General features: G+C 32.5%; 21 protein-coding genes and 1 tRNA gene. 18 read left to right on the top strand and 4 right to left on the bottom strand.

Annotated features, from left to right (window positions below; translation table 11 throughout):
* Positions 1–68 precede the first annotated feature (68 nt).
* From gldB to KM029_RS14585, 3 genes are all read right to left on the bottom strand, one after another.
* A complete protein-coding gene (gldB, locus tag KM029_RS14595) occupies positions 69–1,097 on the bottom strand; it encodes a gliding motility lipoprotein GldB (protein WP_144073957.1) in 1,029 nt (342 codons plus the stop codon).
* A 111-nt stretch (positions 1,098–1,208) separates the two neighbouring features.
* Entirely contained in the window at positions 1,209–2,663 is a 1,455-nt protein-coding gene (locus KM029_RS14590) for a sodium:proton antiporter (RefSeq protein WP_240050343.1), read from the bottom strand.
* A gap of 351 nt (positions 2,664–3,014) precedes the next feature.
* Complete coding sequence (locus tag KM029_RS14585) at positions 3,015–5,636, bottom strand: WG repeat-containing protein (protein ID WP_184679514.1); 2,622 nt, start codon at positions 5,634–5,636, stop codon at positions 3,015–3,017.
* Positions 5,637–5,982: 346 nt separating this feature from the next.
* On the opposite strand from KM029_RS14585, the gene KM029_RS14580 reads away from it, so the two are divergent.
* The 8 genes from KM029_RS14580 (at position 5,983) to KM029_RS14545 (ending at position 12,734) form a co-directional block, all read left to right on the top strand.
* Positions 5,983–7,359, top strand: coding sequence for an ABC transporter permease (locus tag KM029_RS14580; protein ID WP_144073953.1), 1,377 nt, complete (start codon positions 5,983–5,985; stop codon positions 7,357–7,359).
* A 93-nt stretch (positions 7,360–7,452) separates the two neighbouring features.
* Positions 7,453–8,646 (top strand): M20 metallopeptidase family protein, encoded by a 1,194-nt coding sequence (locus KM029_RS14575; protein ID WP_144073952.1) that lies wholly within the window; start codon positions 7,453–7,455, stop codon positions 8,644–8,646.
* Positions 8,647–8,862: 216 nt separating this feature from the next.
* Positions 8,863–9,450, top strand: coding sequence for a nucleotide exchange factor GrpE (locus KM029_RS14570; RefSeq protein WP_144073951.1), 588 nt, complete (start codon positions 8,863–8,865; stop codon positions 9,448–9,450).
* Positions 9,451–9,463: 13 nt separating this feature from the next.
* A complete protein-coding gene (gene dnaJ, locus KM029_RS14565) occupies positions 9,464–10,630 on the top strand; it encodes a molecular chaperone DnaJ (protein WP_144073950.1) in 1,167 nt (388 codons plus the stop codon).
* 167 nt (positions 10,631–10,797) lie between these two features.
* Positions 10,798–11,208 carry an acyl-CoA thioesterase gene (locus tag KM029_RS14560; RefSeq protein ID WP_144073949.1) on the top strand — a complete coding sequence of 137 codons (411 nt, stop codon included), beginning with the start codon at positions 10,798–10,800 and terminating at the stop codon, positions 11,206–11,208.
* A 10-nt stretch (positions 11,209–11,218) separates the two neighbouring features.
* The gene (locus tag KM029_RS14555) at positions 11,219–12,169 is read left to right on the top strand and encodes a YihY/virulence factor BrkB family protein (protein WP_158631067.1); all 951 of its coding nucleotides are present in this window, start codon (positions 11,219–11,221) and stop codon (positions 12,167–12,169) included.
* 88 nt (positions 12,170–12,257) lie between these two features.
* A tRNA-Ser gene (locus KM029_RS14550) sits at positions 12,258–12,342 on the top strand.
* 191 nt (positions 12,343–12,533) lie between these two features.
* Positions 12,534–12,734 (top strand): PspC domain-containing protein, encoded by a 201-nt coding sequence (locus tag KM029_RS14545; RefSeq protein WP_144073947.1) that lies wholly within the window; start codon positions 12,534–12,536, stop codon positions 12,732–12,734.
* A 70-nt stretch (positions 12,735–12,804) separates the two neighbouring features.
* On the opposite strand, the gene KM029_RS14540 is transcribed toward KM029_RS14545, so the two are convergent.
* Complete coding sequence (locus KM029_RS14540) at positions 12,805–13,947, bottom strand: acyl-CoA dehydrogenase family protein (RefSeq protein ID WP_144073946.1); 1,143 nt, start codon at positions 13,945–13,947, stop codon at positions 12,805–12,807.
* 241 nt (positions 13,948–14,188) lie between these two features.
* Between KM029_RS14540 and KM029_RS14535 the strand changes: the two genes are divergently transcribed.
* The 10 genes from KM029_RS14535 (at position 14,189) to KM029_RS14490 (ending at position 24,022) form a co-directional block, all read left to right on the top strand.
* The gene (locus tag KM029_RS14535; RefSeq protein ID WP_144073945.1) at positions 14,189–15,397 is read left to right on the top strand and encodes a M28 family metallopeptidase; all 1,209 of its coding nucleotides are present in this window, start codon (positions 14,189–14,191) and stop codon (positions 15,395–15,397) included.
* Between the two features lie 146 nt (positions 15,398–15,543).
* Positions 15,544–16,353 (top strand): 23S rRNA (guanosine(2251)-2'-O)-methyltransferase RlmB, encoded by an 810-nt coding sequence (gene rlmB, locus KM029_RS14530; RefSeq protein WP_144073944.1) that lies wholly within the window; start codon positions 15,544–15,546, stop codon positions 16,351–16,353.
* Positions 16,354–16,400: 47 nt separating this feature from the next.
* The gene (locus KM029_RS14525; RefSeq protein ID WP_144073943.1) at positions 16,401–17,009 is read left to right on the top strand and encodes a DUF4254 domain-containing protein; all 609 of its coding nucleotides are present in this window, start codon (positions 16,401–16,403) and stop codon (positions 17,007–17,009) included.
* A 97-nt stretch (positions 17,010–17,106) separates the two neighbouring features.
* Positions 17,107–18,150 (top strand): glycosyltransferase family 9 protein, encoded by a 1,044-nt coding sequence (locus KM029_RS14520; protein WP_144073942.1) that lies wholly within the window; start codon positions 17,107–17,109, stop codon positions 18,148–18,150.
* 21 nt (positions 18,151–18,171) lie between these two features.
* The gene (locus tag KM029_RS14515) at positions 18,172–18,771 is read left to right on the top strand and encodes a trimeric intracellular cation channel family protein (protein WP_144073941.1); all 600 of its coding nucleotides are present in this window, start codon (positions 18,172–18,174) and stop codon (positions 18,769–18,771) included.
* A 23-nt stretch (positions 18,772–18,794) separates the two neighbouring features.
* Positions 18,795–19,211, top strand: a complete 417-nt coding sequence (locus KM029_RS14510) for a DUF2141 domain-containing protein (protein WP_144073940.1) — start codon at positions 18,795–18,797, stop codon at positions 19,209–19,211.
* A gap of 156 nt (positions 19,212–19,367) precedes the next feature.
* Entirely contained in the window at positions 19,368–19,565 is a 198-nt protein-coding gene (locus KM029_RS14505) for a hypothetical protein (protein ID WP_126616046.1), read from the top strand.
* A gap of 200 nt (positions 19,566–19,765) precedes the next feature.
* Positions 19,766–21,148 (top strand): MFS transporter, encoded by a 1,383-nt coding sequence (locus tag KM029_RS14500; protein ID WP_144073939.1) that lies wholly within the window; start codon positions 19,766–19,768, stop codon positions 21,146–21,148.
* An 89-nt stretch (positions 21,149–21,237) separates the two neighbouring features.
* On the top strand, positions 21,238–21,858 hold the full coding sequence (locus KM029_RS14495) for a MarC family protein (protein ID WP_144073938.1): 621 nt from the start codon (positions 21,238–21,240) through the stop codon (positions 21,856–21,858).
* Positions 21,859–22,084: 226 nt separating this feature from the next.
* Complete coding sequence (locus tag KM029_RS14490) at positions 22,085–24,022, top strand: GAF domain-containing protein (protein WP_144073937.1); 1,938 nt, start codon at positions 22,085–22,087, stop codon at positions 24,020–24,022.
* Positions 24,023–24,107: the final 85 nt, after the last annotated feature.

Here is a 24,107-nt window from a genome sequence, read left to right as displayed (position 1 = left end):
GTCATAATCATTTAAGATTGTTTATACTTCTCTAGTATTTGTTGACTTTCTTAAAGATTATCAGTTAGTTAATTTCTCTTTTTAGGTTTATACTTTGACCTTTGAAGAATTTTACCTGCATTATCATTTGCCATCAATTGTGGCAACGTAATCTCTGAATTTGTTTTCATGTAACTCTGCACAATTTTCCACCCTATCCATCTTCCTAACCTTCCTGGGCTATCTCCAGAGATTTCTGATGTTACAGGTCTATCATCAACATAACGTTTTACTGTTCTTCGTTCTGTTTTATACAATAATTCATTTTCTACAAAATGGCTCCAAATATAACCTTCATTATAAATCACCCCTTTTAGCTCTTTTGCTGTATACCCTGTTTTTATAGAGTCTGCAGTATAAGGCATTACATCGTCTACAAACTCATAGGCTTTCCCCCATGCAATCATATGAGACAAAACAGACCTATCATTAGGGTTTACCTTATTAAATCTATTAGACAGCATCTGAATAGAAAAGGGAACTAAATGTTCTGGAGTATATCTTCTACTTATATAAGAGGGGACTTCTGGAACACCAAAAGAAGCTGTTGGGCCTTCAAAATAATCAAGTCCAACAACTATAAAATCACCTAAATCTAAGACGTCTCCGCCAAAGCCCCAATTGGCAAAACCAGAAATTGATGTATATACTTTAGGAGGTACAAAATCTGGATAATAATATTTGATATACTTAAACGCTTCCTCAAATTCTTTTTTCTGTACGTCGAAGTTTCCAAAAATTCTATCTGCATCCATTTTTAAAGTATCATTTTCGGCTTTATTTCTAAAATCCCAAATTGCTTCTACCAAAAAATGTCTGTTAGGATATAACCCTGCCTGTAAAAAATATTTTTTCTCTATTTCGGGGTTTTCAATTAAGTATTTTACAATTTCATCTTTCGATTGAAGGGCAAAAATTTCTTGCTCTAAATGTCTTACCTCTACATTTATTTTAATATCTGATACATCAGGAAGTTCTTTTTCATCGCTAGAGCCACATTGTATAAATATTAATGAGCTAAAAACGAAGAATATATATTTACTAATTTGTTTTATCATTTTACTGTGATTAAAAAATATCATTTAGATCGTATAAAACTATTAATTTTTACGCATAAAAAAACCTCTCACAATATAAATTATGAGAGGTTTTAAAGTATCGAGCTTTTACTATACTGCAAAAGCAAAGAATACCAACCAAACTATTATTAAAATACTTAATAATATTGGTAGTGAAAATCTTAAAATGTAACCAAAGAAAGAAGGCATTTCAACACCTGATTGCTCAGCAATTGATTTTACCATAAAGTTTGGTCCATTTCCTATATACGTCATTGCACCAAAGAATACTGCTGCAACAGATATTGCTGTCAATTCTAAAACAGATTCATGGTTTGGAGCTCCTTGTACAATACCATTCGTAAAATCAATTACATCACTAACAACACCTATATCCGCTCCTTTAGAAGCCATTGCAGCTGTTAAGAAATTAAGGTATGTTGGTGCGTTATCTAATATTCCAGATAATGCTCCTGTTGCCCAATACAAAGAGTTGTGGTTAATTAATGCAGCTCCTTCTGGAGATTTAGCAAAATTGGCCACTAATTCTAAGGCTGGCATCATCGTTCCAAAAATACCAATAAATATAAAGGCTACTTCTCTAATTGGTTCAAAATTAAACTCATTACCTTGAATGGCCTTTTGATCTGCAAGCTTAAATGATAGGTATGCAACAGTAAGCATAATTACCTCTCTAATGAAAGAAAATAGCGTTGCTCCTTTATGATGCTCTAAATCTGCTAAGAAGCCAATAGAAAAGCCATCATGAGTTTGTAGAATACCAGGAAGCCATCCAATTTTTGAAGGGTCTAAGAAAACTGCTCCAACTAATACTGCTAACCAAGCAAAGTTCTTACTACCCGTAATTGTTATCTTATTTGTATATTCTTTCTTGCCTTCCTCTTCATCAAACAGTAGGTTTCTTTTATTAATAAATCGTTTATCAGCAAAGAAAAATACAATACATAATAAAGTTATAGTGAAAGCCCACATAGGTAAACTATGTACAAGTGTCCACTCAAAAGGCACTCCTTTAAGAAAACCTAAAAATAGCGGAGGATCTCCAATTGGAGTTAATGCTCCACCAACATTACTTACAATAAATATGAAAAATACAATATGGTAAGGTTGAATTCTCTCTTGATTTAGACGCATAAATGGTCTAACAAGAAGCATTGAAGCACCAGTTGTTCCGATAATATTTGCTATTACAGCTCCAAAAGCTAAAAGTAATGTATTTACTAAAGGTGTCCCTTTTTTATCTACATTAATCATAATACCACCAGATGCAATATAAAGCCCCGATAGTAAAGCTATAAACTGAAAATATTCGAAAAATGCGTGGATTGGAGCATGTGTATTGTGTAACCCGAAAATATAATATAACACTACTGCACCTGCTAAACCTACTGCAACTTTTGGATAATTATGATGCCAAAACTTCTCGTAAAAAAGAGGTCCTGTAGCAATCATTATCAAAAGTGTAGCAAATGGAATAACACTCCATGGGGCCGCTTCAGGATGTCCTCCTCCACTCGCTAAAGCCGGCGATACTCCTACTAGCATACCTAAGCTTAAGGTCATTAGGAGAAGTAATAATTTCTTTTTCATATTCTAATTTGTAAACAGTTACTGACAAACTTCTAATCGTAAGAATTTTTCTATTTACTAGTAAAAAATAGCTACATAAATACCTATTTCTAATAGTGCTTGATAGTTTAGTTAATCTCTAAGACGATATATATTTTTATCATACAATTAATTTCCTCGTTCAATTGTGATGCTATTTTATGAAATTCTACCCTTTTAAAACAATGATTAAATTCAAGAAGCAGTATTATAAAGAACTCTTAAGAATTATTTAACATATCTTTAGTGTTTTGTAACTTCAATAGCTCTTTTCCCAATTATATTTAATCAATAACAATCCACAAGATTAAATTCACTTTCATTTAAAAATGATTGATATACAACATTTCCTTGCTCATTTATATAAAGTAAAATATATAATTTTGCTTGCTTAATAAACTGCTTTGCTAAAAAAAGAGGTTCTTCCCTAGAACCAATATTTTGTATTGATAGAAACTCGGGATAAATCACATTTCCATATTTAATTGAGTACGCACCATATTGTTCATTTTTTTGATATAAAATCCAAGTAAAACCATCTTCTGAAGATTTTATTTTATAATTATCACAAACTAAGGCGATATCATTTTTTTCTATATCTAAGAGTTTCCACATATTATCTTCTCTTATAAATACAGATGTACTATCAAATAAAATGATAGCTTCATAATAAAACTTTGCTGTTGAATGATCTGTAAAAGAAAATAATCCTTTTTTCCCTTTTTTACTTCCTAACCATTGTGGAACTCCATCTTTTTTAATGGTAGATTTAATTAATTTACTATCAAATTGAGGTGCTATTTTCTGATTGGTTTTTGGAATATATAACCCGTATTTACCATTCTTTTTCAAAACAAAAGTTTCACCTTCATAATAGATATTAGAATACCCTTCTTGAAAAAATCGTTTTCCTTTCGTTGTATACAAATAATACCAATTTCCATATTTTGCAATAACAAAACCATTTGGTGTTACAGTTAAGTCTGTAAATTGAGATGTCATGATCTGATTTCCCTTTTCATTTAGTAAAGCAAACTTCTTATACCTCTTGCTTTTTGCCCCAATAAATATTTCTTCAGTAGAATCTCTTTGGATTTTTTGAATGTGCCAATTTGTATACGACTTTAATAATAAATCTCCTCCATTTTTAAAGTATAAATGATCTATCCCTCCTTTCGAGGCTACAATAGTATTACCATCAAACGCAATAGTATCTGCAACGTAATTTCCTAGGCTATCACCAGACCATGAATATGCCTGCCATTTACCTTTCCACCTAGAAATCACTCCTTGTTCTTTTACAACAGGAAGAAGAAGAGAATCAATTTTTAATTTGTTATCATAATTAAGTAGTTGCCATAAAGTATCGTTCTGTGTTAACCAACCTTGCTTATAGGGAGCATCTTTAATTAAATCGTAATTATCTGTCCACTTTTCTCCATTAGGAGAATAAACGGCCCACTTTCCTTCTTCTTTTAAGGAAAACCATTGATCTTCTAAACTTTTATAAGATTCGTATTTAAATACACTATCAGCAGTATTAATTTGTTCATTAAAAATAGCATCTTCAGAAAAGTAATTCCACCTCCCTTTTTTCATTATCAAAAGCGTATTCTCTGCAATTTTAATCAACTGACCTGCCTCTACCGGAAATTTCTGAACTCCATCTGCAGAGATTATTCCCCACCTATTTTTTATTCTAACACCAAATAATCGATTACTAATCTGCATAATCTGATCATACATACAAGGAATCCATTGTTCTTCATTTAAAGCATAAATACCATATTTACCCTGTTTTTTTACAACTGCCAACCCTTCAGGTAAAAAGGAAATACTCTCATATTCAAATGGAATTAATACTTTTCCTTTTCTATCAATTACTCCGTATCCCGATTCTTTTTCTGCTTCAATATAAGGTGTTTGTACTCCATTACAATTGTATATTTTCTTTGCTTTGAGAAATTCATCATTTAAAACTACCTCCCCTTTATTATTCATAAATGATACTTTACCATCTTGAATAATTGGATAAATAGTATGTTTTTCGGCTAGAGTGAGTGATTGATAATATGAAATACTTTTCCAAGTTGGGTAATTGATAAAAATACTATCTTTATTATCAGAAGAATACCACAAATGAGTGATTGCAGCATCTATTTTACTACTATTTGGGTAATCTCTTATAAAATTTAAATAGTCACTTTTTGATTTATTTTCTGTGCGTAACTCATAAATTTGTCCCTCTACTTTACTCTTAAATTTATTGTTTGGATGTTCAAGTAAAAAACGATTTAAAGCATGTTCATCAGCATCTTTTGTTTTTGAATGATAAACCAAAATCTCATATTGTTCTTGTGCTAAATCCCTCTGTTTTGCTTCTGGATGGTTCTTTATAAATTCTTGATATGATTTATAACTATGTTCTTCTTTAGCAATTTCAAAACTTAAACTATCCTTTAACTCTATTGCTCTAGGTATATAAGTAGCTTCTGGATATTTTTTGATATAATCATTAAAATCACTCACTTTAAAAGAAGACATCGATTCTTCAAAAGCAATTTTTTCTACCCTATTAAGCCAATAACTAATAGAATCTATATGAACATAGCTTTTTACCCATAAAGCATGCGTTTGTTCATTAGCATTCTCCCAATTTAATTTTGCTTCTTGCAAGTGTAAATAAGAAGAATCTAAATTATATTTGAAGCTATTTTCCACATAGTAAAGCCCCCATAAATAGTTTAAGACTGCATTACCATCTAACTCATCGGATTCTTTAATTAACTTCTTTTCTATTTTTTCATATTCACCTTTATCAGCAAATTTCCAAAATGATTTAGACGTCTGTGCATCAACTTTATTTATCTGAAAAAGACAAATAAGTAAAAACAGTATATATATTTTCATTATACTTATTAAAAGTAGTAGCTAACCTATTCCTTATTTAATGCAGATTTCTGCTCTAATTAATTTAACATCTCTAGTTGCAGTAAAACTAATTAGGGTACTTTTTAATGATAAATCCTCTTTTAAAATAGTAAAAAGAGAGTCACAGCTTATATAAATCATAAAAATATGATGAATCTGTTTAAATCATTAAAACTTAATCTCACAAAAATATTGAGATCTCATATCGAACATTAACTTTGTGCCAAGATATAAATGATTATCACTTTATCTTTTTAAAAGTAATTTTGTTGATGTATAAATCTGATCACAAAATTAACAGTGATAACTTCTAATAAAAATGTAAATGTCAAATTCGAGATTTCCTTTCTTTGTTGCCAAACGGTATTTCTTATCACAGAGAAATATAAAAAGCATATCATTAATGCTTATTGTTTTGGTGGTACAGATGACATTTGGAGTTATAGTCTTTATTGGGAAAGCAATTGGTGTTCTTTTCACCTTCTCTCCTAAAAAGATTAGAAAAACATACAAAGGTATGGCTGAGAAGTTCATCAGACAGAACTTTATTCAGACCCTTTCTAACATAGCCATGATAGGTGTTGGTTTTGGTACTGCTGCTTTGGTTATTGTACTTTCGTTGTTTAACGGCATGGAAAGAACACTAACAGGTATGTTCAATCGCCATAACCCAGAATTAAAAATTGAGATAAAAGAAGGTAAATCTTTTCCATATACTTGGTCTTTAAGAGATCAGATAGAAGAGGTTGAAGGGGTTCAGGCTATTACAGAAATAATTGAGGATAAAGTTTTAATACTCTACAACAACAAACAAAAGGTTGTTACAATGAAAGGGGTTAGCGAAAACTTTATTCAACAAACACATATTGATACTACCGTTGTTTTAGGTACTAACACGCTATATAATAATGATACACGTTATGCATTAGTAGGCTCTGGGGTGTATCAAGAACTTGGTTTAAGATTAAGAGATAGTATGCACCCTTTACAATTTTGGTATCCTAAGAGAAAGGGAAAAGCATCACTCGACCCTTCAAAAGCATTCAATAAAAAAATCATCCAAGCAGGAGGTGTATTTGTAGCAGAACCTCAATTTGATCAATCTACAGTAATTGTATCACTAGGGTTTGCCAATTCATTATTGAACTATGGAAAGCTAAGAACCGGTTTAGAAATAAAAACCGATGATCATTCTAGTCCTGAAAAGGTTAAAAAGAGATTGCAAGAAGTTCTAGGTGATAAGTTTATCATAAAAACTAGACCAGAGCAACAAGCACAAGTTCTTAGAGCACTAAAAATAGAAAAATTTTTTACCTACGGAACGTTCGCGTTAATTCTAGGTATTGCTTCGTTTAATGTCTTCTTTGCCCTTGCAATGCTTTCTATTGAAAAAGGGCATGACATGAATATCATTAAATCTATGGGAGCAACAGACGGAATGATTAGAAAAATTTTCTTATTTGAAGGAAGTCTTGTCGCTATTTCTGGAGCTATTTTCGGATTACTTTCCGGCTATATATTTTGCATCGCTCAAGAAAAATTAAAGTGGATTAGTACAGGTGCTAACAATGGTATTCTTGATGCTTACCCTGTAGAAACACGTTGGCAAGACTTTGTCATTATCTGTCTTACAGTAACTACAATTACAGTACTTGCTTCAATTATACCTTCTCGAAATGCCGTTAAAAACACACGTAGATAAATATTTCTAATCATTCTTCGTATTTTTGTAATAACATTTTATTTAGAGGAAGGCATAACTTTCACAAACAACAAACATTAATCGGAAAAAGTCATGAGTTTAAAAGAACGCATTAAAGAAGCTGTTACAACAAACATTGATGAAATTGTAGCAAATAGACATCATTTACATGCTAATCCAGAGTTATCCTACCAAGAATTTGAGACAGCTAAGTTTGTTGCAAATAAATTAAGAAGTTATGGTTTAGAACCTCAAGAAGGTGTTGCAGAAACAGGTATTGTTGCATTAATTAAAGGTAAGAATCCTGATAAAAAAACTATAGCACTACGTGCAGATATGGATGCTTTACCAATTATTGAAGCGAATGACGTTCCTTACAAATCAAAAAATGAAGGTGTAATGCATGCTTGTGGGCATGATGTTCATACAACATCTCTTTTAGGAGTTGCACAGGTACTTTCTAAACTGACAGATCAATTTGAAGGTACTATTAAATTAATTTTCCAGCCAGGTGAAGAAAAATTACCAGGTGGAGCATCATTAATGATTAAAGACGGTGCATTACAAAACCCTGCCCCAACTAAAATTATTGGTCAGCATGTAATGCCTTTTATTGATGCAGGAAAAGTTGGATTCAGAGAAGGTATGTATATGGCTTCTGCAGATGAAATTTACTTTACAGTAAAAGGTAAAGGTGGGCATGCTGCAATGCCAGAAAAAAATATTGATCCAGTAGTAATTACTTCTCATATTATTATTGCTTTACAACAGATTGTAAGTAGATATGCTTCTCCAAAAATCCCATCTGTTTTATCTTTTGGCGATGTAAGAGCAATTGGTGCTACTAATGTTATTCCAAACGAAGTGAAAGTACAAGGTACATTCCGTACAATGAACGAAGAATGGAGAGCAGAAGCACATGAGAAAATAACAAAAATGGCAGAAGGCATTGCTGAAGCAATGGGTGGGTCTGTTGATATGAATATCTGCAAAGGATATCCGTTCTTAGTAAACGAACCAGAACTTACTAAAAGAAATAAAGCTGCTGCAATTGAATATCTAGGAGAAGAAAATGTTGTTGATCTTGATTTATGGTTAGCAGCTGAAGATTTCGCTTATTATTCTCAAGAGATGGACGCATGTTTTTATAGATTAGGAACGAGAAACGAAGAAAAAGGTATTGTATCTAGTGTGCACACTCCAACTTTTGATATTGATGAAAGTGCTTTAAAAATTGGTGTTGGACTTATGGCTTGGTTGGCAGTTTCAGAGTTAAACACTCAGTAATTCTATCAAGTTATTGGTCTCCTTTTGTCTCTAAATATATAATTTACATCAGCTATCTTTCAAGTTATTAGTAAGTTAACTGCCAAGATAAGACACCTTGTCAGCCACAATAAATACTAATGACAGTGAAAAAGGACATTTTGACTTGTATATTTGCATTGGCAAAATTGTTGAAAAGTTACGTAACGTATATTTTTGACACAAAAAAATACTATAATGACAGAAAATAAAGGAAACGATAATATCGATAATAAAGAAGAAAAAGTAACTGACGATCAAACTGAAGCTACAAATTCTGCAAATAAAGAAAATGAAAATTCTACTTCTGATAATGATGGCGTAGAACTTTCTGAAACTGAAAAATTAGCTAAGGAATTAGCAGAAATGAAGGATAAATACCTTCGTTTATATTCTGAGTTCGACAACTTCCGTAGACGTACTGCAAAAGAAAAACTTGACTTACAAAAAACTGCAAGTGAAAAAGTTCTTTCTGCAATTATCCCTACTGTTGACGATCTTGAAAGAGCAATTGCAAATACAAAGTCTGACAGCCCTGAGGTTAAACCTGTTGTTGACGGTATTGTAATGATTAAAGATAAAATGCTTAAAACTTTAGAAGGACAAGGTGTTAAACAAATGGAGGATGCTACTGGTAAACCATTAAATACAGATTACCATGATGCTATTACTCAAATACCTGCTCCAACTGAAGATTTAAAAGGTAAAATTGTTGACGTAGTAGAAAAAGGCTATACGTTAAATGATAAAGTAATCCGCTACGCTAAAGTAGTAGTCGGTCAATAACTTATAATTAATTATGTCTAAGGCAGATTATTACGAAGTACTCGGCGTAGAAAGAGACGCATCAAGTGGTGAAATTAAGAAAGCATACAGAAAAGTAGCAATTAAATTTCACCCAGATAAAAACCCTGATGATAAGGAAGCTGAAGAGAAGTTTAAAGAAGCAGCTGAAGCTTACGAAATCCTAGGGGATGATGATAAACGTGCTAAATATGACCGTTTCGGACATCAAGCTTTTGATGGTTCTGGCGGATTTGGTGGCGGAGGTGGAATGAATATGGATGACATATTCTCTCACTTCGGTGATATCTTCGGCGGCGGAGGTGGTAGCCCATTCGGCGACTTCTTCGGTGGTGGAGGCGGCGGAGGTAGACGTCAAAGAAAAGGCTCTAACCTACGCATCAAATTAAAGCTCAACCTTCAGGAAATGGCCAAAGGGGTTGAGAAAAAAGTACGTATCAAGCGTTATAATTCTTGTGAACCATGTAATGGTACAGGAGCTAAAAATGGTACAGACTTAGACACATGTCAACAATGTCACGGTAGTGGCCAGGTACAAAAAGTAGTTAACACAATGCTTGGTCAGATGGTATCTAATACTACTTGTCCATCTTGTAATGGTGAAGGTAAAATCATCAAAAACAAATGTGAAAGCTGCCACGGTGAAGGTCGTTTGTATACTGAAGAAGAAGTTGCTATCAATATCCCTCCAGGAGTTGATGATGGTATGCAATTATCTATGCGTGGTAAAGGTAATATGCCTAAAGGTGGTGGAGTTGCAGGTGATTTACTCATTGTAATTGAAGCTATTGAAGACGAACAGTTACATAGAGATGGTGAAAATATTCATTTTGAATTACACTTAAGCTTTATGGATGCTGCTTTAGGTACAACTGTAGAAATCCCAACATTAAATGGTAATGTAAAAGTTCCTATTGATGCTGGTACTCAAAGCGGTAAAGTACTTCGTTTAAGAGGCAAAGGTATCAGAGATATCAATGGTTATGGCGTTGGAGATCAACTCATCCATGTTTCTGTATACACTCCAACCAAATTATCTGGAGAAGAAAAAGATCTTCTTAAGAAATTAAAGGAGTCTAAGAATTTCTTACCTACGCAAGAGCACAAAAAAGAGAAGAGTAAAAACTTCTTTTCAAGAATGAAAGATTTCTTTGCTCAATAATATTGTAGCAAATTAAATATAATCGTCTCTAGGTTTACTTAGAGACGATTTTTTTATGACTAAAATCGCCTCAACGAAAAGTTTATCATCGTATCTTTGTGGCGAGTATACAGAAAAAGTTATTTTAGCTAAAGCTGATACTTAATTACATTAACTCATTATTTTATATGTTAACACGAGAAACACAAATACGTATTAACTATGCAGATACCGATCAGATGGGATTTGTCTATTACGGTCATTATGCAAAATTTTATGAGATAGGAAGAACTGAAGCTCTTCGCTCTTTAGGAATGAGTTATAAACAAATGGAAGCAGAAGGAGTAATGTTACCTGTCTTAGAGAACTTCTCTAAGTATATTAAACCTGCTAAATATGATGATCTAATTACAATTCGAACCACATTAACTGAAAAACCTTCTGTTAAGTTATTATTCGAGTATGAATTATTTAATCAAGATGGCGAATTACTAAATACAGGTAAAACAAAGTTGGCTTTCATGAAAAAGGAGACTTACAAACCTTGTAGAGCTCCTAAAAACTTTATGGAAGCAATAGCGTCCTACTTTGAAGATTAAATAAATAAGTTTGGCAAAAAAGAAGATCAAAACTACAATTGAGAATAATGATTTATATAAAAAGGTAATCCATTATTTATCAAATAGTAGAGTTCCGCATACCGAAGTTTCCTTCTATGTTTTTAGCAAGGCTTTAATTGCACGCGTAGATCAGAACGATCTTTTACAAAGAAGTCAGGCAATTGCGTACAGTTTTAGTCTAGCAATGTTACCCTTTATTATATTTTTCTCAACACTACTTTCATACATACCAAATGATCAAGTAGATATCATGTTTAAAATATTTAGAGAAGAAATGCTCCCACAATATGTGTATCAAGCTATTGAAGGTCCAATACTTGATCTTAGTGGAAGGTCTAGAGGTGGTTTATTATCATTTGGTTTTGTAGGTGCTACTTATGTTGCTACTACTGGCATGAGAACGCTAATGAATGCATTTAATAGTTGCTATCATTTAGAAGATAAAAGAAGCTTATTTAAACAATTTAGAGTAGCATTAAACCTCACTCTACTTTTTTTAGTCACATTATTTATTTCTTCTTTTATTTTAATATCCGGCAAGCATTTATTAGAACATTTACATGATATAGGGTTCTTAAATAATGAATTCACTATTTACAGTTTACTTACCTTAAGAGTACTCTTAATTGTTCTTATTTTCTTCTTCAATGTATCTCTCATATTTAGGTTTGCACCTAGCGAGGTAATGAAGAAAAGAATCTTTAATCCAGGTTCTGTGGTAGCTACAACACTATCAATTGTGGTATCATTACTATTTGGATTGTACTTAGATACATTTAATTCTTATGATATTCTATATGGATCTCTTGGAGCAATTATGGGGTTAATGGGATGGATTTTTATTATTGCTATGATATTACTTATTGGTTTTCAAATCAATACAACTATTGAAGAAGCTCAACTTTGGACAGAGTCAAATCCGCCTGAAGAATTCAGATAAAGTTATTTAATTTTATTTGTATTTTTTATTAATCAAAATGTTGGAATTTAAAATCCAACCATGCATATTTGCACACGTAATCACTCACAGAGAGTTGGCAGAGTGGTCGAATGCGGTAGTCTTGAAAACTATTGTACCGCGAGGTACCGGGGGTTCGAATCCCTCACTCTCTGCTAAAAACCTTTAGAACGAATTCTAAAGGTTTTTTTTATGCCTATACTTTTTTGTAAATTTAAAAGAGATTATAATCCGATTAATTGATTTACTCAACAATTAGTAAATTTTTACACATAAAATGTATCTTTTCTTTAGAGAAAACGTATATGTAAATAAGTGTCAAATAAAAACAATTAACATCATTAACATGTCTAAAAAATTAGTAAAATCAACATCAAATGCGGTCTTTTCTGGAGTATGTAGCGGTATTGCAAAATACTTTAATATAGACCCTACAATAATTCGTTTAGGCTTTGTAGTCAGTTTCTTTTTTGGTCTTGGCTCACCAGGTCTTATTTACTTAGTAATGGCATTTGTTATGCCAAAAGACGATACTTATTTCTATTAACAGGATGCTGTGATAGTCTATAATACCAAAAAGGGAATCAATCTTTATCCGATTGATTCCCTTTTGCTTTTTATTCATCTAATAAACATCGACTAATCACTAGTTTTTGAATATTTGATGTTCCTTCGCCAATTGTACAAAGCTTGGCATCTCTATAATATTTTTCTACTGGATAATCTTTAGTAAAACCATATCCTCCAAAAATTTGAACAGCTTCATCTGCACATTTCACAGCAACTTCAGAAGCATAATATTTTGCCATTGCAGAAGCTTTATTAATATTTTCTCCTCTTTCTTTTTTTATTATCGATTCCTTAATCAGTAATCTTGAAGCCTCTACCTGAGTAGCCATATCTGCAAGTTTGAACGATATTCCTTGAAAAGAAGAAATTGATTTCCCGAATTGTTTACGCTCTTGAGAGTATTCTAAAGCACACTTTAATGCTCCTTTAGCTATTCCATAACCTAGAGCTGCAATAGAAATTCGACCTCCATCAAGAATTTTTAAAGCCTGTACAAACCCTTCACCAACTTCTCCTAAGATATTAGCTTCAGAAACTCTACAATCTTGAAAGATCATTTCTGTAGTTTCTGATGTACGCATACCTAATTTACGTTCTTTTCTCCCTCCAGAAAAACCAGGTGTACCACGCTCAACTACAAAAGCAGTCATTGCATGTTTATCTCCTTTATCTCCTGTTCTAGCCATAACTACGGCTACATTACCACTTTTCCCGTGTGTAATAAAGTTTTTAGAGCCATTTAAAATCCATTCATCTCCATCTTTATGTGCAACGGTAAGCATATTACCTGCATCAGACCCAGTGTTAGGTTCTGTCAATCCCCAAGCTCCTATCCACTCACCTGAAGCCAGTTTTGGTAACCATCTTTGCTTTTGTTCTTCTGTACCAAACATTAGAATATGGTTTGTGCACAAAGAGTTGTGTGCCGCCATAGACAAGGCAATACCTGGATCAAAATAAGCCAAACCCGAAATTGCTTCTACATACTCGTGATAACCTAATCCTGTTCCTCCATACTCTTCTGGTACAAGAATTCCCATTAAACCGAGCTCTCCTAATTGATGAAAAACTTCAATAGGAAAATGTTCATCATCATCCCATTGATCTCTGTAGGGGGCGATGTTCTTTTCTCCGAACTGTTTGACAGATTCGGCAATCATTTTTTGTGTTTCTATACTTTCTTGAATCATGTGTTTAGTTTGGTATGTGTATGTGTGTGTTTAAAATTGTGTTTTGTGTTTTTGAGTAGTAATTTGGTTCTAAATCAAATGGCTAGTTATACATAAAAAACAATAGCAATTTGTAATTTGTTTTATCAAGCTATCAAAAATATAATCTTAAAGCAAAAGATTCGTGGGGAAAACAACATCAATCATAATCTATTTTAATTTACTGATTTTCAACATTTCAATTTCTTGTATAGCACAAGACATGAAAGCAGTAGAAAAAAACATAAAAACTTTGTGTGCTAAAAATATGCGAGGCCGTGGATATACTTTTAATGGCGACAAGAAAGCAGCTGCATTTATTACACAAGAATTCAAAGATATTGGCTTAAACCCATATCCAGACAAAGGTTACATACAGAATTTTGAAATGCCTGTAAATACCTTCCCTACTAATATCTCTTTAAAAATTAATGATAGTTTTCTTAAAGTTGGTGTAGATTTTCTTCCTGCGACAGACTCTGGTACAGGCAAAGCTGAGGGAGACGTTTATTATATTCCTTCAGATGTTTTTAATAAAGATGATGCTTTAGCAGAATTTTTAAAGGTAGACCTTTCAAACAAAATTGTAATCTATGATCAAGAAGATGAAAAAAATAGGATTACTTGGGATAGAGCATTAATGACTAAAATCTTACAAGCACAAGCATCAATTGTATTATTTGATAAATTAACTTTCAGTATTGCTCGTTGGCAAGTTCCACAACCAAGGTTTTATATTTTACGTGAAAAACTTCCTGCAGATATCGAAAAAATATCTTTTTCAATTCAACCAAAATTTTATGAAGAATATACCTCTCAAAACGTCATTTCTTATATTAAAGGAAAAACGCACCCTGATAAATATTTAGTTTTTACTGCTCATTATGATCATTTGGGTAGCATAGGAAAGCAAATTTATTTTCCAGGAGCAAATGATAACGCCTCTGGGGTTGCTCTTTTACTAGAGATTGCTAAGTATTATAAATCTACCAATCCAGACTACTCTATTGTATTTATTGCATTTGGAGCAGAAGAAGCTGGTTTGATAGGATCAAGACATTATGTTGAGCATCCCTTTTTTCCTTTAGATAAGATTGATTTTTTAATAAACCTAGACCTATTTGGTAGCGGTGAAGAAGGTATGATGGCAGTAAATGGAGCTGTATTTACAAAGCAATATCAACTTCTAACCTCAATTAATGATCAAAACAAATACCTACCAGAAATAAAAAAAAGGGGGAAAGCTGCTAATTCAGATCATTATTATTTTTCTGAAAATGGAGTTCCTAGCTTCTTTTTCTATTTAATGGGAGCTTCTTGGCCACATTATCATGATATAAATGACGATCAGCCTCTTCCCCTTTCCGGGTTTAAAGGTGCTTATAAATTGATAACTACCTTCGGAAATGAGTTACAAACCTCATCAAAATAGAAATTTACACTAATATCAGCCCATGATTATGAGAAGTTTACAATATCAATGCAAACCTATTGATTAGGTTCATTACCTTTGCATATTCAAACCTCGTGCATGTCATTTTAATGTACTTGGTTTAATTACACTAAGAAATCAAGACAATGTACGACGATAAAAGAAAAGTAAATTACACGAAATACAATACAACACCCCGTCAGAAAACAAACTCTGCGGATATTATGTATGGTATTCAGCCTATTTTTGAGGCATTAGAAGCTGGTAAAGAATTTGAAAAATTATTTATAACTAGAGATTCTTCGAACGAACAAATTGCTGAAATCCATAAAATGGCAAATAGAGCAGGTATTGTTGTTTCTAGAGTTCCTGTTGAAAAGCTGCAAAGAATTACCTCAAAGAACCACCAAGGTGTAATCGCATTTGTTCCTGCAATTGATTATGCAAAAGCAGAAAATGTTATTGCTGCAGCTTTCGAAGCAGGAAAAACACCTCTTGTTTTAGTTCTAGACAGAGTAACTGATGTAAGAAATTTTGGTGCGATTGCTAGAACTGCTGAATGTGCAGGTGCAGATTTGATCATGATTCCTAAAAAAGGAGCTGCTCAAATTGGTAGTGATGCAGTTAGAACTTCTGCTGGTGCATTAAACCATATTCCTGTTTGTAGAGTAGACAACCTTAAACAAGGTATTATTGAACTTCAAGAAAGTGGTTTACAAATTGTTTGTTGTACAGAAAAAGGTTCTAAAGACCTTTACTATGTTGATATGGAAATTCCATCTGCTATAGTAATGGGGTCTGAAGAAGATGGTATTTCTCCAGATATTATCCATTTAGCAGATAAATTAGCAAAGATCCCTATGCTGGGTAAAGTAAATTCATTAAATGTTGGTGTTGCTGCAGGAATCGTAATTTTTGAAGCAAACAGACAACGTATGATGTCGGCACAGAAATAGTTTTTATTATCTTTGCTATCAATTTAAACAACTAAAAGAAGCATTTTATGCAGTTTACTGAAAATTGTAATTCTATCTTCTCGCAGAGCATCGAGAAATATCATATAAAAGACCATGTGGACACTCCTATTGAGAATCCATTTGAAAAAGAAGATATCCAACATTTATTATATCTAAAAAATTGGATTGATACGGTTCAATGGCACTTGGAAGATATTATTAGAGATCCTAATATCGACCCTGAAGAAGCTTTAAAAATCAAACGTAGAATTGATGCTTCTAACCAAGAACGTACAGATGTGGTAGAATACATTGACAGCTGGTTTTTAGAAAAATATAAAGACGTTCAAGTTACTCCAGGAGCAAGTATTAACACTGAATCTCCTGCATGGGCAATTGATAGACTTTCGATCCTAGCATTGAAAATTTACCATATGAACGAAGAAGTAGAACGTGAAGGTGCTACTGAAGAACATAAAGCAGCTTGTACTACAAAGTTAAATATTCTTCTAGAGCAACGTGTAGATCTTTCTACAGCAATTGAAGAACTAGTTAATGATATTGCAGCTGGTAAAAAATTCATGAAGGTATACAAACAAATGAAAATGTATAACGATCCTTCATTAAACCCTGTTTTATACAAAGAGGGAAAATAATTCCTTTCAAATTATAAATAAAGAAGTTGTCTCAGTAAAAAATGCACTAAGCATATTTGAATGGGACAACTTCTTTTTGATTACTCCTCCTATTATCATGTCAAAAAAAATACTTGCATTAAGATTTTCAGCCATGGGCGATGTAGCCATGACTGCACCAGTAATGAAAGAAGTTCTTGAACAAAATCCTGATACAGAAATCATTATGGTATCAAGGCCTTTCTTAAAGCCATTTTTTGATAATATTCCAAGAATGACGTTCGTAGGAGCAGATCTAAATGGAAAACATAAGGGTTTTGGAGGACTCACAAACTTATTTAAAGAACTAAAAAAGTTAGGCCCATTTACAGCTGTAGCAGATCTTCATTCTGTTTTAAGAACATTCATTATAGATGGCTTATTTCAGGCTTCAGGTACAAAAGTATATCGTATAGATAAAGGAAGAAAAGGTAAAAAAGCACTAACTAAACCATCTAAAAAGAAATTCGAACCTCTAAGAAGTACACCTGAAAGGTATGCTGACGTCTTTAGAAAGATTGGACTTGATGTTACGTTATCAAATCAATTGCCTCCTAAAGGAAGCCCTGCCCTTAAAAATGCAGAATTAGAACTTCTTGGTGGTAAAAATCAACCTTGGGTAGGTATTGCCCCTTTTGCTCAACACAAAGGAAAGATATGGGGGGAAACTAAAGCTGTAGCTCTCGCAAAAATGCTTCAAGAAAAATTAAATGTTAAGGTATTATTTTTTGGAGGCCCAGGAAAAGAAGCTGAAATACTTGAAGAATGTATAAAAGAAGTTCCAAATAGTGTAAACCTAGCAGGTAATATAAAACTCAAAGAAGAATTAGATATTATTGAATTACTTGATTTAATGGTAAGTATGGACTCTGCAAATATGCACATGGCCTCCTTAAGAGGAACAGAATGTGTGTCTATTTGGGGAGCAACACATCATTATGCAGGTTTTTTAGGGTACGGTCAATCTACAGATAATATTGTCGAAATATCTGAAGCTGAATTACCATGCCGCCCTTGTTCTGTTTTTGGCAATAAGCCCTGTTTAAGAAATGATTACGCTTGCTTAGACAGTATTACACCAGAAATGGTATACCACAAAATAGCAAATGCATTAAATAAATAGTACTTCAATAAATTAGTCTATATGTCACTTATAAACTTTTTAGATTTAGTAGGTACTTTTGTATTTGCCATTTCTGGTGCTTTAGCTGCTTCAGAAAAGAAATTTGACATTTTTGGAGCCATATTCGTTGCAAGTGTAACTGCTGTAGGTGGAGGAACAGTAAGAGATATGATTTTAGGTACAACCCCTGTTTTTTGGGTAATGGACACTAATTATATCCTAGTTATTACTATGGCTGTTGCCTTTACTGTATTATTTAAAGAAACTGTAGCTAGATTAAGAACAACCGTTTTCCTATTTGATACATTAGGTTTAGGAGTTTTTACTTTTATTGGTTTAGAAAAAAGTCTATTTTTAGATATATCCCCTGCTATTGGAATAGTAATGGGAACATTCACTGCCGTATTGGGTGGTGTTATTCGAGATACTTTATGTAATGAAGTACCTCTTATTTTTAGAGATGAAATTTATGCAACAGCTTGTATTATTGGAGGATTTGTATTTGTTGGATTATCTTATCTAAATATAGATTTCAATATAATAACATGGACGTGTATTTCGACTGTTATTGCAATCAGGTTACTTGCTATACGTTATCATATTGGGCTTCCAAAAATTTAAAATTACCAAACTACTTTTAAACAATGAAAATTAAACACCTAATAGTACTTCTTCTCTGTTTCTCGCAAAACCTATTTGCTCAAGAAACCTCTAACATACATTTAACTGTAGAAGGCCTACGAAATACCGATGGCTTTATGCTTGTTCAAGTAGTAGATAAAGATTTAAATTCTATCTTAGAAACAAAAGGTGTCGTATCTGATAAAGTATTTACTATGGTATTAGAAGATATCGCTCCTGGTACTTACGGCATTAGAATTTGTCATGACGAAGACGAAAATGATGATATGACAAATAACTGGATTGGATTACCAAAAGAAGGTTTCGGTTTTTCTTGGGATAAAAAAGTAAAAATGAAAGAGCCTGATTTTGAAGAATATGCATTCCAAGTTAATCAAGGGCAAGTTACTAAAGTCAGGATTGTTACCCAGTATTTATAATTCTTTGATTAAAACATATGAACATTTGTTAATTTGTTAGAAACTTCAAAGTAAAACTAATTTCTAGGTAACCTTTATCACTATAAAATTATAAACTTTAGTTACCTTTGTACAAAGAAATTTAAGTCTCTAAGACAAATTCACACTATATTTATCATGGAAACTATATTATTAACCGTTGGTATCCTCGGGGCATTCTTCATTTTGATGTCTGTGAAGTTAATTTTCAAAAAAGATGGGAAATTTGAAGGCACGTGTGCATCTCAAAGTCCTTTTTTAAATCCTGAAGGCAAGACATGTAGTTTTTGCGGAAATGATCCTTCAGAATGTAAAAACAAAAAAGAAACAGCTTAAGTAACTGTTTATCAAAATATAGATAAAGTCTCTATCTCAAACAGGTAGAGACTTTTTTATTTATTAAAATTCAACCGATTGCAGAAGAAATAATATGATTTTTATTGATTGATCTAACAAATATCAGTTAAATGTTAGTGTTACATTTTTATATTTGTTTATAAGTATGAAAGTGAAACACAAAAATTATATTCATTTATATGGCAAATAAAGTCGCTAAACCTGATTTATCTTTCTGGCAAATCTGGAACCTAAGCTTCGGTTTCTTGGGTGTTCAATTTGGATTTGCACTTCAAAACGGTAATGTAAGTCGTATTCTTCAAGCTCTAGGTGCAGATGTACACGATTTAGGTTACTTCTGGCTAGCCGCTCCTATTGCAGGTATTATCATTCAACCTATTATTGGTGGTGCTTCTGATAGTACATGGACAAAACTTGGACGAAGAGTACCATTTATATTAGGAGGAGCCATTGCTGCAACATTAGCAATGTTCTTAATGCCTAATTCAGAGTTCTTTGTGGCACTTATGCCTCCAATGTTATTTGGAGCAACTATGCTATTAATAATGGACGCTTCCTTTAATATCACATTTCAACCATTTAGAGCCCTAGTAGGCGATATGGTAAATGATAAACAAAGAGATTTAGGTTATTCTGTTCAAAGTTTTTTAATTAATACAGGTGCTGTTGTTGGTTCCGCTCTACCTTTTATTCTTACAATGATAGGTGTTAACAATGAGCCAGCTGAAGGACAAAAAGTAGCTGACTCTGTTGTTTGGTCATTTTATATTGGCGGTGCAACATTAATGATTACTGTACTATGGACAGTATTAAGAACTAAAGAGTATCCTCCAGAAGAATATGCAGAGTATAATAATATAGATTTAGAGGCTCAAAAAGCAGAAAAAGAACAACAAGCTAAAGATGGTGGAAATGCAATAGCTAATTTTATTAAAACATTAATTTCATCGCCAAAAGTAATGTTCCAGCTTGCTGCCGTTCAATTATGTTCTTGGGTAGCATTCTATTTTATGTGGGTATATTCTACCCCTGCAATTGCTCAACATATATGGCACACAGCACCCGGAGACGTAACTTCTGCTGCTTATAATGATGCGGGTAACTGGGTAGGTTTAATGTTTGCAATGTATAGTTTTGCTGCTGCAATATTCTCTGTACTTATGCCTTCACTAATTAAAGCAACAAATAGAAAAACAGTATATGCAAGTGCTTTAATACTAGGTGGACTTGGACTTTTAAGTATTGGAATGATACAAGATAAATATTTACTTTTTGTTTCTATGGCTGGTGTAGGTATTGCATGGGCAGCTATTTTAGCAATGCCATTTAGTATTTTATCAGAAAACCTTCCTGCTGAGAAAATGGGTATCTATATGGGTATTTTTAATGTAACCATTGCAGGTCCTCAAATATTTGCAGGTTTATTTGGAGGTACTATCGCATCAAACTTCTTTGATGGCAACGCTGTAGGTTTATTAACTATGGCTGGAGTAATTTTAATTATTGGAGCATTCTGTGTGGGAATAATTAGTGATAACAAAGATAAAAAGCTAGAACAGTAAAATACCTTTACGTTTTAGTATATATTGGGACTACTTTCATTATTTAATGGAAGTAGTCCCTTTTTATATAAAGTATAATACCACTATCTATGGATAATTATTTACAAGGAATTCTAACCATCTTTTCACTGGTAAACCCTGTAATTTGTGCTCAAATTTTCAATAGTTTAGAGAGAGGTAAAAACTATAATCAAAAACTTAAAGATCTTACTAAAACAATTCTTATAGTGGGAGTTATCTTATCTTCTGCTGCATTTTTTGGCGCTAGATTACTTCAAAGTTTTGGCATTTCTTTAGATGCTTTTCAAGTTGCAGGAGGTATTGTTTTAATCTGGATGGGATTCGGTATGCTAAGTAAATCTTCGTCTGAAGATCGTAGAGAAAAAAATCCTTCTACAAAAGAAGTTAAAGATGAAAATAATTTAGTCCCTTTGGTATTATTTGCTGCTAGTCCAGGTACAATAACAGGAGTGATTACATTATCCATTACTCAATCCGATGCAGAAATCCCGTTAGTAGCTCTATTTTCAATTGTTGGGGTTTTACTATTAACTTGGGTTATTGTTGCAATACTATCACGTAAATCTGCATCAAAACCATCCATGACAAATCAAGTTACTACTAAATTTATGGGATTAATTGTATTAGCAATGGGGGTGCAATTTTTACTTTCAGGCATTAAAGACTTCTATACTCCTTTATTACAATAAAAGACCTAAATCAATATTTCTACAGTTTAAAAATTCATATATACCATTAATTTAATTTTTGGCACATATTTTACACTTCATTATTCTTTAATATTGATACACATAAACGTACAACTTTTACTAGTTTTTACGTTATCAACGTATGGGGTGCTTACACTCTACTTTTAGCAATAGAAATTCAATAGAACTCTGATATTATTTATTAGAGGAAAAGATATATAAAAGAATGATTGAAAAGTATTTAAAGCAATTTACAATCAAGCAAATTATTTTTTGGATAGGTGGTGTTGTAATCGGAACAATTTCTCTTACTGTACTAACTCTTGTAGGCCTATACACAAATGAAAGTCTTGAAGTAGATATCTCTGCTAGAAATGCAATGCTATCTCAACGTATAGTTTTGCTCTCTAATATTTATGTAGACTCTGGAGACAACCAAACTAAACAAGAGCTTAAAAAGGCTATAAATTTATTTGATGGTTCTTTACTAGCAATGAAGCATGGAGGTACTGTACCTGAAATGGATGGAAAAAAAATTCGTCCAGCTAGTATAAGAGTAGAAGACTACATTGAACGTGTTGAAGAGGTCTGGAAGCCTTACAGAAGTAATTCTAGGGTGATTTTAGAAGAACCCCTTACTACTTCTAACTATACTTTCAACATGAATATTACGCTTGATACTACAGCATTAGATAGCGTAGGGTTACTAACAAAAGTTTTAGAGAAAAACGTAAAAGTAGGCAATAGCTTGGCTTACCTAGAGCAAAACTCAGGGACTATGCTAAAAGTTAACCAAGACTTAGTTCAAGCTTATGTAAGTGATTCAGAAGAAATTGAATTTCAACTAACAAGGTTTATTTTAATTGCCGTTTTTGTAATACTCATAATAGTTATTCTTAATGCTCTCTTATTACGTAAAGCTATAATTACTCCTTTAAAAGATTTAGCAGAAAAAAGTAATGAAATAGCTTCCGGTAATTTAAATATTAAGTTTAATGACTATGGTACAAGTGAGATGCACAGTATGCGAAAATCTCTAAAATCCATGAGAGAAAAACTGCAAGATATTTCCATATTTGTAATGGAATTTAGTAAAGGAAATTATAATATTGAGTTTGAAAAAATAAACGATGATCAATATAAAGAAGATCCATTTATCCACTCATTAATTGATACTAAAAACAGGCTAGAACAGAGTTCTAAAGAGAGAAGTGAAAGGGAATGGGTTAACGAAGGTTCTGCCAGATTAAATAAATTAATTCGCATCCATAGTAGTGATGCTCAAGAACTTGGAAAAGCACTTGTAAAAGAATTAGCTCGTTTTATGAATTGCGCTCATTGTGCCTTTTACATTGTTAAAAAAGACACAGTTACAAACGAATCTTATATGGAATTATCTGCTTTATATGCATTTGATAGCCATAAAGAATTTCAATCTCAAAAAATAAAAATTGGAGAAGGATTAATTGGAGAAATTTGGCAAGAAGGTCTACCTATTTACCTTACAGAAATACCAGAAGATTACATAAAAATCCGTTCAGGTTTAGGTGATGCAGCTCCAAATTCTTTATCAATTTATCCATTTAAATCTCATGGAGAAGTTGAAGTAATATTGGAAATAGCATCTTTTCATCCTCTAGAAGAAAAGTCGTTACAATTATTAGACGAAATTGGTGGAGCTATTGCAACATCTGTAGCCACATCAGAAAACACTTCAAATGTAAGTAAGCTCTACAACGATAGTAAACGCCTTACAGATGAATTAAGAACTAGTGAGGAGGAAATGAAGCAAAACATGGAGGAGCTTCAAGCAACTCAAGAACAACTTGTAAGAGAGCGTAGAGAAACAGAGAGTAATAAAAAACTTTTGAATGAAGTTGTTGATATAACAGGAGGAAGAATAATTATTGTAGAGTCTGAAGGTCAAATTTGGTTTAGTAGTCAATCCTTCTTAGATATAGTTCAATATTCTTTAGATGAGTTACTTCATTTTGATATTGGTACTCTATTCCCTGATTATTCTGAAAATAAAACATGGCAAGTTGAAAAACTTTCAACTGTTATTAAATTAAAAGATAGCAATGGTGAACTAAAAGATGTTCAACTAGAAATAAAACAACTTTTCCTTGATGGTAGTGACCGTTGGTTATTTACTCTCAGTTAAAATAAAAAAGCTACACGAACTAAATCATGTAGCTTTTTTTATGCTAAAAATATCTAACAATAGATATTTCAAGTAAAATTTTCAG

It is taken from the genome of Flammeovirga kamogawensis (assembly GCF_018736065.1).
GTDB classification, from domain to species: Bacteria; Bacteroidota; Bacteroidia; order Cytophagales; family Flammeovirgaceae; genus Flammeovirga; species Flammeovirga kamogawensis.
This window is presented reverse-complemented; position numbering and strand designations above follow the sequence as displayed.